This window comes from Microcoleus sp. CAWBG27 (assembly GCF_020883145.1).
Lineage (GTDB): Bacteria > Cyanobacteriota > Cyanobacteriia > Cyanobacteriales > Microcoleaceae > Microcoleus.
This window is the reverse complement of sequence record NZ_JAHREU010000075.1, coordinates 24,012-34,397: the sequence shown is the minus strand read 5'-3', so window position 1 is coordinate 34,397 and position 10,386 is coordinate 24,012. Positions and strand designations below refer to the sequence as shown.

Below are 10,386 nucleotides of genomic sequence, written 5' to 3'. Positions count from 1 at the left end.
TTCTATCGCTTTCGCCTGGTTTACTGAACCATGTAACTGTAGTTAATTAGATCGTGTCTTCTCTGTTTAATCATCATGAGTAAGTGTCAGTAACATTGTACCTCATCTTTCTGAGAAAGGCTATAGCGGTTCTCAAAAAAGTGATGTATGCCCTATGCCCTATGCCCTATGCCCATGAGTACCTCATGTTTCTGAGAAAGACTATAGTCATTAGTTGTTAGTCATTGGTTATTAGCGATCGAGAAGAATAAAAAAAGAAGAATTAAACATAAATTTAGAATTTGAAAGTATTTTTGGTTGAACAAAGCAGTCCTGAGCGCATGGGTGGCTGTACACCGAGTTTTTTCTGCGAAACACTTTGTTGCAGCTAACAGCTTAGATCGCAAAACGGTAACGATGAAAGTCCCTGTCTATCCTCGACTCAACAATAACTTTTCCTTATTCCCTATTCCTGACCTCCGTTAAATTAGTCAAACCTCTTCCCTTAGACTTCTTCCTTGTTTCTTCCTACAGGTAGAGTGCAGCCCAGCTCATTGTTACCTATGATGAATTTAAGTAAAAAACGTCAAATTAGATACAAATAAGGAGAAACCAATGAGCATTAACGATAGAGCAAAGGCAACTGGCAAAAACATCGAAGGCGCTGCTCAAGAAGCCATCGGCAATGTTACTGGCGACCCCAAGGATAAAGCTGAAGGCAAAATGAAGCAAAAACAAGCTGAAGCTAGCCACACAGTCGAAGATGTCAAAGATGAGATCAAAAAGAAAATAGACTGAGCCTAATACTAATTAAGAGGGTCGAAAAACCTGACCCTCTTAATTCTTCAAATTGTTTTCAGAACGGAGGAAAAAAAGGTGAGTTTATTGCAGCAGAGTCGCAAAATGATTGCGGGTTTACTCTTGGTTCTAATGCTGGCTGTTACTACTGCCTGCGCCCCCAGCGTTTCCGCCCAAAAACCGACTAACGTACCTGTAGCAATTGGTGGCAGTCAGGGCTATTACGCGCAGCTAGAACGCGGGAATACCGTCGCAGGTCAAGATTTTGGTCAATGGGTAACAAAGACGGCTAAGGGTCTGGTTCAGGATGCTTACGTGCGCGACAATAACAAATTGGGAGTTGTAATCACCCCGCAAGTCCGCCCTACTGAAGTAAAAGATTTGGCGAAATCTTTAGCCCAAGGTTTTCACCGCAATTTCCCAAATCAGGATTTAAGTGTTTTGGTTTATGCTCCTGACAAAAAACTGATTTTGACGGCAAAGTATGACCAGCAATTAAATCAGATTGAATACAAGTCTTGACCTGGTTTAAAAGCGGAATTTATAGCAGCGCGACGCTTTAATCTTCCGCAGTTTTTTGAATGCGAAGCAATCTCAATTTGAGACTGAACTGTTGTTTAGTTGGGGAAATAATTACCATGAGTAGCAGCGATAATTACAAGCGACAAATCATGAGCGATTTGGCTCAGGGCGATCGCGAAATGATGCCTGAGACAACGGGTGAAGAGTACGAAAATTTTGACGATTTTGCTCAGAGAACTTCCCCGGATCAGCGCAAACAATTATTCGGGCGTTCTTTGAATCACGACTCTCTCCCGCCGGCACAGTTGGAACCGGAATTGCAAAAGGCGATCGCCCAAATCAAGCCAAACGAACGCGACGACGTGGCACGGGAGTTCTTCAAGCAGTTGGATAAGAGAGGATTGAAGGATCGCCAGTTGGAAAAGCAGCTAGGACTTTCTACCCACCACGCTAGCCGCATGACTGCTGATGATGTTAGCAAGCTGGCTTCGTTTACCTATCACAATCACCCGGATATTTTCCGAGAAGTGTTGGCACAACAGCCTAGTTTGATGAAGTTTTTGGGGAATCCAGTGGTTGCGGGTATTTTGGGAATAGTTGCTGCTAAATGGCTCAGCAATCGCAAATAATTGAGGTAGGACTGAAGTCCTCACTACGAACCTTGTTGATGCGGTTGTTCCACAATAATTTAAGAAGGACTGAAGTCCTCACTACGAACCTTTTTGAGTGTTTGTAGTGAGGACTTCAGTCCTCCTCATTTGAGGAGGACTGAAGTCCGAACGATCAAACCTTTTTGATTGTGTTTGTAGTGAGGACTTTAGTCCTTAAATTGAGGAAGGACTGAAGTCCGAACGATCAAACCTTTTCGATCGCCAATTACTAATTATTGCTCGTATCTAAAAATAACTGCACAGCACTAAACTGCGGTACACCTGACACTCCGCAAAATTAAATGTAGGATTAAGTGTTGCTGTAAACCAGGAAAAAAGATGAACATATCCACTATTTGGCGAAAATTCCGCAGCCAGCAAGCCTTCTGCTTGGCTGCACTGCTTGCGGGTTGCCTTGTATTTATCGGTTGTTCCCCCGCCCAGTCAGCGGCTGGCAATTCAGTCGATCCCAAGTTGAAAGAGCAAGTCTTGCAGGTGATCCGGGAAAATCCGCAAGCAATTTTAGATTCGGTACAAGCGTACCAGCAAGAACAGCAGCAGTCTCTCAAAGCGGCGCAGGAGTCATTTTTTCAGGAGATGAAAACAAATCCCAAATCGGCGATCGGGGATTCTCCTAGCACGGGTTCGGCTTCCCAGCAGATTGTACTTTTAGAATTCTCTGACTTTCAATGTCCGTTTTGCGCGCGCGCTCACGATACCGTCAAGCAGTTTATGGCAAAACACCAGGACAAAGTTACTTTAGCCTACAAGCATTTTCCATTGCCTTCACATCCTCAAGCGTTGCCAGCAGCTAAAGCAGCTTGGGCGGCTCAACAACAGGGTAAGTTTTGGGAATATTACAGCGCTTTGTTTGAAGGGCAGAAAAAGTTAGGTGAGGAATTGTACGGATCGATCGCCCAAAAGCTCAATCTAAAATTAGATAAATTCAACACCGATCGCAACAGCCCCGCCGCCGAGGCCGCCATTCAGAAAGACGTGCAACTCGCTCAAAAACTGGGCATTGGAGGTACTCCATTCTTTGTCATGAACGGCCAAACTTTCTCAGGTGCGCTGGAGCTTTCTGAGATGGAAAAGATTCTCGCCAGTGTCTCCAAATAACAAGGTAAAAGATACGACAAACTTAGTTTTTCTGTCTTTTTCACTTTTTCGTTGCAATTTCAATTTGGAGTCGTTAAAGATGCATTCCCAGACTAAAGTCTGGGAACAATCAAAATTTAACTGATTAGCGGAATTCCCCATCCGTCTACACGGTGGGGATGGATAGCGCGGCTGTTGGAACTCCCCGATCCAACAGCCAATTAGCTTTGCCTTCCACCTAGAATATTTATTTACTGATTTAAGTTTTTCGTAGTAAGATAGAGACATGAAACACGCAGTCAAGGTACGAATTTACCCTAACGATGAGCAGCAAGTAGCGCTATCAAAAGCATTCGGCTGTGCCCGTTGGTTTTGGAATAATTCGTTAGCCATGACCAATCAACTTTATAAACAAACTGGTAAAGGGCTATCCCAGCAAGGGAGAAACGACCGTCTACCTGCTCTCAAAAAAGAGTTTGGATGGTTGGCTGAACCTTATAGCCAAGTGTTGCAATCGGTGTCGCTAAACTTGTCTAGAGCGTTTATCAATTTCTTTGAGCGACGGGATAAGGAATGAAAATTTAATAACACAAGCTATAAACAAATGAGTGATTGCAAAGGATGTAACATTTCATTTTGTGGTCAAAACTCATCCTTATTCGATGTTCACCTTCTTTGTTTCCCTAATAATTGGTTAGTTAATCTCGTTCATTTTGTTCAGGTAAATCTATGTATTACTCGTCTGAAATTACTGCTCAGATGCGGAAAATTTATCAATGTCTATCTGAAAAAGATCGACGAAGATATGCAGCAATAGAAGCCCAAAAACTTGGTTATGGTGGAATTAGTTACATATCCCGAATTTTGGCAGCAGACAGAAATACAATAGCCAAAGGCATTAAGGAATTAAATAGTGAATCAGAGACTACTTTTGAGCGACACAGAATTCGTCAAAAAGGAGGAGGAAGAAAAACTAGCGAGTCTCTGATACCTGGCTTGAATGAAAGTTTTTTAGAAGTGTTAAAACATTATACGGCAGGCAGCCCAATGGATGAGAAAATTAAATGGACTAATCTCACTCAAGAAGAAATAGTTGAAGATCTGAAAGTTCATGGCATAACAGTCAGCGTAACGGTTGTCAAAAAGTTATTAAAAAAGCACGGATATGTGAAACGTCAAGATCAAAAAAAACAAACAACAGAAATAACAAAGAATCGTAACGAACAATTTGAGAATCTTGCCAGAATCACTGAATAGTATGAGTTATAGGGAAATTCTATCATTAGCATGGATACCAAAAAAAAGGAATTTATTGGAGACTTATATCGTTCAGGAACTCTGTATACTACCGAAACAGTTACCACACTTGACCATGACTTTTTTAGTTTGGCTGAGGGCAAAATAGTACCTCATGGAATTTATGATGTGCAACATAATCGAGGATATTTAAGCTTAGGTATCAGTAAAGATACGAGTGAATTTGCTTGTGAATCGATTAAATCATGGTGGATCAATTACGGGATCTATCTCTACCCTCAAGCAAATTCAATCTTGATTAAATGCGATGGAGGTGGCAGTAACAATTCTAATTATTATATCTTTAAATCGGATTTACAAAAATTAGTCAATGAACTAAATATAGGAATCAGAATAGCACATTGTCCTCCCTATACATTGGAGTATAATCCAATTGAGCATCGCTTATTTCCTCATGTAACGAGAGCTTGTCAAGGAGTGATTTTTACTTCTGTTGAGTTGGTCAAAGAGCTCATGAAAAAAACCACACAAAAACCGGACTTTCTGTGCTGGTAAATGTGCTTGATAAAATTTATAAAACTGGTAGAAAAGTAGCAGATGGATTTAAGAGTACAATGAAAATTATTTTTGATGAATATTTGCCAAAATGGAATTACCGTGCTGTTCCGACAAATGAGTAGATAATGAAGTTATTAAATTTTCATTCCTTAGTAATTTAGAATTCAATATGCTTCAGTTAGCGGTTGTCGCTAGTAGGGGAGCATCTCTGTTTTGCATTTATTTATTAGACCTCCTGCGAAAGTATTTTATCGATCCTTTAACAGTAGCCATTTCAGCCATTATTAACTAATAATAAAAGATTGGCCAGACATACTGGTAATTATCGGTTCTGTCGATTAGGTGAGGACTTTCGCAGGAGGTCTATTATTATAGTGCTGTCCTCGCTCGCGTATTGTATGATACGCGAGCGAGGACAGCGCTCAAAGAAAAAATACTTTTTACAAAAATGAGATGCTCCCATCGCTAGCGAGGAAAGAAGCAATCGAGCGTATCTGTTTTTCAGTCTTGTTTTGCCGATGGGACTGTCCGATCATAACTGTATTGATTTAGAATTACTGTATTATGTGAAAAATAGGAATTTAAGATATGACGGATAGAAGTGCTTTGCTCACCAGAATTACTCAAACACCTGGTAAATGTGGTGGCCGCCCCTGTATTCGCGGTATGAGAATTCGCTTTCTTCGATATTTTGGAAACTCTGGCAGACAATGTAACCCCTAGCGAGATTCTAGCTGACTTTCCGGATTTGGAACCCGAAGACATTCAAGCGTGTCTGCTTTTTGCATCTCTGGGCATTGATTTCCCCAGGATAGCAGTATGATTTTTTGGTTGAATGCTCAATTGCCTCCGAGTTTGGCGAAATGGTTAACCGAAAAATTCGGTGTGAGAACTGTTACACGGCAATATATAGCAATCCTAAACCATTTGCATAATTCTTGTAGGGGCAATCCGCCCCCTACTCCCCGTGGTTGCCCAATCCCTCGGAGGGCGGGCACTCTTGGCACCGCCCCTACATATCTGCATGAATGATTTAGGATCGCTATATGAGATTGCAAGATGTTCAATATTTTGAAATATTTAATAGATTAAATCAATCAATTTAGATGATTAAATGCTTAATCGCGATCGCGATCAATTTGGATACCATTGTTTCATTAGTCATTAGTTAACATTGAGACATTAATGACTAATAGCGTTCGCGAGCGGGGACGCTCGCACTAATGACTAATGACCAATGAATAATTAATCTAAAAATCCCATTAAGGTCGAGCTGTCGTCAATGTCGTTGGAAGCAATTGGTCGGTTGCCTCCCATGGTGGAGTAAACTTCATCAATGTGCAGAGTGCTGATGGCAATAGGGCGCGCACCGGACATACTGAACATTTCGCTGACTTGCATGGCGCTGGAACCGATCGGGCGTCTGCCGAGTGTAGCCACCACTTCAAAGTCGCTGGCTTCGATCGGGCGATTGCCTACAATGCCGTAGGTTTCGCTGATGTGCAGGGTGCTAGCACCGATCGGGCGATTCCCCGAGATCGAGACTGTCTCGCTGATGGTAAAATCGTTTGGGCCGACGGGGCGGTTGTCATGTAGGAGTTGCGGCTGATAAAGTTGAATGCCCGCTGATTTGGCTTCGCTGGCGGGTGGTAGGGCCTTGGTAGTGCCTTTGCCGCCGCGGGGGCTCGCTTTGACTTTGTCTTTGGGTGTGAGAGCCATAATTTTTTTTCCTTGCTGATTACTGGGTTCGGACAACTGCTTTTCTGGGCTTTCTGCTTTCTATTTGAACCGATAATTAAAATAATATTATAAAGTTTAACTATTTTCTTAACGAAATTGCAGAATGTCTGCATTTTTGTTAAAATTTATCGGTAATAGCGACATTTTCCTATGGTAACTGCGGCAGCATCTTTTCAATTGCAAGCGCCCTTCGATCCCACGGGCGACCAACCGCTAGCGATCGCCCAACTCGTCAAAGGCATCCAAGCGGGCGATCGATTTCAAACCTTACTCGGTGCCACAGGTACGGGCAAAACCTTCACCATTGCCTCGGCGATCGAAAAAATCGGTAGACCCACCTTAGTCTTAGCGCACAACAAAACCCTGGCCGCTCAACTGTGCAACGAACTCCGCAATTTTTTCCCCAACAATGCAGTCGAATACTTTGTCAGTTATTACGACTACTACCAACCTGAAGCATACATCGCCGTTAGCGATACTTTTATTGAAAAAACCGCAGCAATTAACGATGAGATCGATATGCTGCGACACTCCGCCACGCGATCGCTCTTTGAACGCCGCGACGTAATTGTCGTAGCATCAATTAGCTGCATCTACGGTTTGGGAATGCCCGCAGAATACCTGAAAGCTGCTATCCCTTTGCAAGTAGGAATGGAAGTCAACCAGCGACAAATATTGCGAGATTTAGTCAACGTCCAATACAGCCGCAACGACATAGATTTAGGCAGAGGCAAATTTCGCGTCAAAGGCGATGTTGTAGAAATCGGCCCCGCCTACGAAGATAGAGTTATTCGCGTCGAATTCTTCGGCGACGAAATTGATGCGATTCGCTACGTTGACCCGGTGACTGGTAAAATAATCCAAAGTACCACGGCTTTAAATATTTATCCGGCGCGCCACTTTGTGACTGCTGATGATAAATTAGAGGCAGCTTGCCAAGGAATAGAACTGGAATTAGAAGACAGGCTGCTAGCATTTGAAAAAGAAGGGAAACTATTAGAAGCGCAGCGGATAGAACAGCGCACCCGCTACGATTTGGAAATGCTGCGGGAAGTAGGTTACTGTAACGGAGTAGAGAATTATTCGCGACATTTAGCAGGTAGAAATGCCGGAGAACCGCCCGAATGTTTGATTGATTATTTTCCGAAAGATTGGATGTTGGTAGTAGATGAATCCCACGTGACTGTGCCGCAAATTCGGGGGATGTACAACGGCGACCAAGCGCGGAAAAAAGTATTGATCGAACACGGTTTTCGTTTGCCCAGCGCCGCAGACAACCGCCCTTTGAAGGCAGAGGAATTCTGGGCAAAAGAGAATCAGTGCATCTTTGTTTCTGCGACTCCTGGGAATTGGGAAATGGAAATCTCGGAAGGCAGAGTTGCCGAGCAAGTAATTCGCCCTACGGGAGTAGTCGATCCGACAATTTTTGTGCGCCCGACGGAAGGACAAATTGACGATTTGTTGGGGGAAATTAAGGAGAGAGTCACTCGGGACGAGCGAGTTTTGGTGACGACTTTGACGAAGCGGATGGCGGAGGATTTAACGGAATATTTGCAAGAAAGGGCGATTAGAGTCAGGTATTTACACTCGGAAATTCAGTCGATTCAACGCATCGAAATTATCCAAGATTTGCAGGATGGCAAGTTTGATGTGTTGATTGGCGTTAACTTGTTGCGGGAAGGTTTGGATTTGCCGGAAGTGTCGCTGGTGGTGATTTTGGATGCGGATAAGGAGGGGTTTTTGCGATCGGAACGTTCTTTGATTCAAACGATTGGGCGGGCGGCGCGCCACGTGCAGGGACAGGCTATTTTGTACGCTGATAATTTGACTGATAGCATGGTTAAGGCGATCGACGAAACGGATCGGCGCCGAGGGATTCAGCTAGCGTACAATAAGATGCACGGGATTACGCCACAGCCGATCGCGAAAAAGCGATCGACTAATGCGATTCTGGCGTTTTTGGATGTGTCGCGCAAGCTGAACTCCCAGCAGTTGGAGGAGGTTTACGAGCAGGTAGATGAGCTATCTTTAGACGAGATTCCTCAGTTAATCGGGCGGTTGGAGACGCAGATGAAGGCGGCGGCGAAGAAACTGGAGTATGAGGAGGCGGGTAAATTGCGCGATCGAATTAAGCATTTGCGTGATAAGCTGTTAGGTCATTAGATATCGACCATATTTACCGTGGAACAGGCATCTTGCCTGTTCAAAATAAGTATATTAAACCCGGCGGTTGAAACCGCGTCTACACAAACAAAACCCGCCTTCGCGGGTTGAAGAATGAAGAAAAATGGGGGGTTCTAGAAACCGGGTTTTTTCGCAAAATACTTCGTTGCGGCGAGTAAATTCGCTAAAAACCCGGTTTCTTTGTCGGAGTGCATCAGTCCTGGGAAAAACAGCAAAAAGCATTAAACCCGGCGGTTGAAACCGCGTCTACACGAACAAAACCCGCTGTAAGGCGGGTTGAAGAATGGGCGGAGATTGTGCGATCGCATTAAGTATCTGCGCGATAAACTGTTAGGTTATTAAGGAATAATTGAAAAACTGAATAGAGCTTTCAGTCCATCTGCGATCGGCTGATACTCTTTTGCGGTTAAACTGCCAAGATACCGCAATACTCGCCGGATATCTACAGCGCGTACTTGATCCAGCAATACTATCGAGTCGGCCGTTAGATTTCCCACTCCAGCCTGAAGACTTGGGTATAAAATTGGATTTTGTGCAGTCCAATCTCCTGATTGTCTGGTAATCGGCACAACAATCACCAGCTCAAAACGGATCGTACCTGTGTTGCTTGGCCTCCCCACTACTACAGCAGGGCGTATTCCTTGCTGTTCGTGCAGTGCAGGCGTTTGAGGAGGGAAATCAACCAGTAAAATATCGCGAATGGTGAATCTATTAGCCACGCTTATTGTTATACCCTTTCGTCTTCAAGAATAACGGCACCTACTCCCGGTATATAACGCACGGGTTGACCAAGTTTCATCGGGTCTACATCTCCCCAATCATAGGGAGGAATTTCATTATCGACGAGGTAAAGTTGGCGCCAAGGCGATTTTACCAATGCTTCCTCGGAAATGTCAGGAAAAAATATTAGCACTTCTGCGATGCCAACTGGAAAACCATTGAGTTTGCTCAAGCCATCTATAATAGCGGCTAAGACGGATAACTCTAGATGAGTGAGCTTTTCTGCTTTTTCGATCAGTTGGTATATAGTTTCGGGATGGAGTGTTTCGCCCACAGCTTCGACTAAGTTTTCGGGGGTGAAACCTCGACATTTCAAGTATTCGGCTAGTTGTAAGCGAATTGTACTCATAGGTTTAGTTGAGAAAGATTTTAGGATGAATGGCGATCGCCCTTTACCATTGTCCTATTTTTTCGATGGAAAGGGCGATCGTACTTTCTATGAGATTTCTAGTCTTTGGGCTGATTCCCGATCGGATAATTATTTATCCGAAAGCTAATCATCAGAGAGGTTACATAGCTATTGAGCTTGTCCAAACTCAGCTATGAAAGCGTAAATTTGATCATTACTCAGCCGGCGAAAGTCTGGCGGGTTAACTATGCCCCTGCTTTTGACTACCAGTTGGGCTTTGGCAATCAGTTCAAGCTTTTCGGGATTCAAGTCATCTATTGTGTGCGGTTTCTGTGATTGAACATTTGGAGCAAGCTCAGAAACCCTACGGAGTATCTCCAAGCCATCAGGATGATCGAGAACCTTTTCGAGTAGCGATCGCGCATGATTTTGTGGTATCATGGTTTTGAATTTATTAAAGGACATCATGAA

General features: G+C 43.6%; 10 protein-coding genes and 2 pseudogenes. 8 read left to right on the top strand and 4 right to left on the bottom strand.

Annotation, left to right across the window (positions count from 1 at the left end):
• Positions 1 to 594 precede the first annotated feature (594 nt).
• The 7 genes and pseudogenes from QZ938_RS28250 to QZ938_RS28215 all read left to right on the top strand — a co-directional run bounded on the left by QZ938_RS28250 (position 595) and on the right by QZ938_RS28215 (position 5,685).
• Positions 595 to 777 (top strand): CsbD family protein, encoded by a 183-nt coding sequence (locus tag QZ938_RS28250; protein WP_293144317.1) that lies wholly within the window; start codon positions 595 to 597, stop codon positions 775 to 777.
• A 78-nt stretch (positions 778 to 855) separates the two neighbouring features.
• Complete coding sequence (locus QZ938_RS28245; protein ID WP_293144314.1) at positions 856 to 1,299, top strand: hypothetical protein; 444 nt, start codon at positions 856 to 858, stop codon at positions 1,297 to 1,299.
• 116 nt (positions 1,300 to 1,415) lie between these two features.
• The gene (locus QZ938_RS28240; RefSeq protein ID WP_293144311.1) at positions 1,416 to 1,928 is read left to right on the top strand and encodes a hypothetical protein; all 513 of its coding nucleotides are present in this window, start codon (positions 1,416 to 1,418) and stop codon (positions 1,926 to 1,928) included.
• Between the two features lie 360 nt (positions 1,929 to 2,288).
• Positions 2,289 to 3,068, top strand: coding sequence for a thioredoxin domain-containing protein (locus QZ938_RS28235; RefSeq protein ID WP_293144309.1), 780 nt, complete (start codon positions 2,289 to 2,291; stop codon positions 3,066 to 3,068).
• A 265-nt stretch (positions 3,069 to 3,333) separates the two neighbouring features.
• On the top strand, positions 3,334 to 3,624 hold the full coding sequence (locus tag QZ938_RS28230; protein ID WP_293354951.1) for a helix-turn-helix domain-containing protein: 291 nt from the start codon (positions 3,334 to 3,336) through the stop codon (positions 3,622 to 3,624).
• 152 nt (positions 3,625 to 3,776) lie between these two features.
• A pseudogene (locus QZ938_RS33180) lies at positions 3,777 to 4,984 on the top strand (ISAzo13 family transposase).
• Positions 4,985 to 5,450: 466 nt separating this feature from the next.
• Positions 5,451 to 5,685, top strand: a pseudogene (locus QZ938_RS28215) (DUF433 domain-containing protein).
• Positions 5,686 to 6,107: 422 nt separating this feature from the next.
• Here the strand turns inward: QZ938_RS28215 and QZ938_RS28210 are convergent.
• A complete protein-coding gene (locus tag QZ938_RS28210) occupies positions 6,108 to 6,581 on the bottom strand; it encodes a hypothetical protein (protein WP_293144303.1) in 474 nt (157 codons plus the stop codon).
• Between the two features lie 171 nt (positions 6,582 to 6,752).
• On the opposite strand from QZ938_RS28210, the gene uvrB reads away from it, so the two are divergent.
• Positions 6,753 to 8,765 (top strand): excinuclease ABC subunit UvrB, encoded by a 2,013-nt coding sequence (gene uvrB / locus QZ938_RS28205; RefSeq protein ID WP_293354954.1) that lies wholly within the window; start codon positions 6,753 to 6,755, stop codon positions 8,763 to 8,765.
• A gap of 359 nt (positions 8,766 to 9,124) precedes the next feature.
• Here uvrB and QZ938_RS28200 read toward each other — a convergent pair whose 3' ends face one another.
• From QZ938_RS28200 to QZ938_RS28190, 3 genes are all read right to left on the bottom strand, one after another.
• The gene (locus QZ938_RS28200) at positions 9,125 to 9,505 is read right to left on the bottom strand and encodes a type II toxin-antitoxin system PemK/MazF family toxin (RefSeq protein WP_293354957.1); all 381 of its coding nucleotides are present in this window, start codon (positions 9,503 to 9,505) and stop codon (positions 9,125 to 9,127) included.
• Between the two features lie 8 nt (positions 9,506 to 9,513).
• Positions 9,514 to 9,915, bottom strand: coding sequence for a hypothetical protein (locus QZ938_RS28195; RefSeq protein ID WP_293354960.1), 402 nt, complete (start codon positions 9,913 to 9,915; stop codon positions 9,514 to 9,516).
• Positions 9,916 to 10,083: 168 nt separating this feature from the next.
• Positions 10,084 to 10,356, bottom strand: coding sequence for a hypothetical protein (locus QZ938_RS28190; protein WP_293354964.1), 273 nt, complete (start codon positions 10,354 to 10,356; stop codon positions 10,084 to 10,086).
• Positions 10,357 to 10,386 lie beyond the last annotated feature (30 nt).

Coding starts and splice junctions, on each gene's coding strand:
- QZ938_RS28250 (WP_293144317.1), top strand. CDS start 595: ATGAGCATTAACGATAGAGCAAAGGCAACTGGCAAAAACATCGAAGGC.
- QZ938_RS28240 (WP_293144311.1), top strand. CDS start 1,416: ATGAGTAGCAGCGATAATTACAAGCGACAAATCATGAGCGATTTGGCT.
- QZ938_RS28235 (WP_293144309.1), top strand. CDS start 2,289: ATGAACATATCCACTATTTGGCGAAAATTCCGCAGCCAGCAAGCCTTC.
- QZ938_RS28230 (WP_293354951.1), top strand. CDS start 3,334: ATGAAACACGCAGTCAAGGTACGAATTTACCCTAACGATGAGCAGCAA.
- QZ938_RS28210 (WP_293144303.1), bottom strand. CDS start 6,581: ATGGCTCTCACACCCAAAGACAAAGTCAAAGCGAGCCCCCGCGGCGGC.
- uvrB (WP_293354954.1), top strand. CDS start 6,753: ATGGTAACTGCGGCAGCATCTTTTCAATTGCAAGCGCCCTTCGATCCC.
- QZ938_RS28195 (WP_293354960.1), bottom strand. CDS start 9,915: ATGAGTACAATTCGCTTACAACTAGCCGAATACTTGAAATGTCGAGGT.
- QZ938_RS28190 (WP_293354964.1), bottom strand. CDS start 10,356: ATGATACCACAAAATCATGCGCGATCGCTACTCGAAAAGGTTCTCGAT.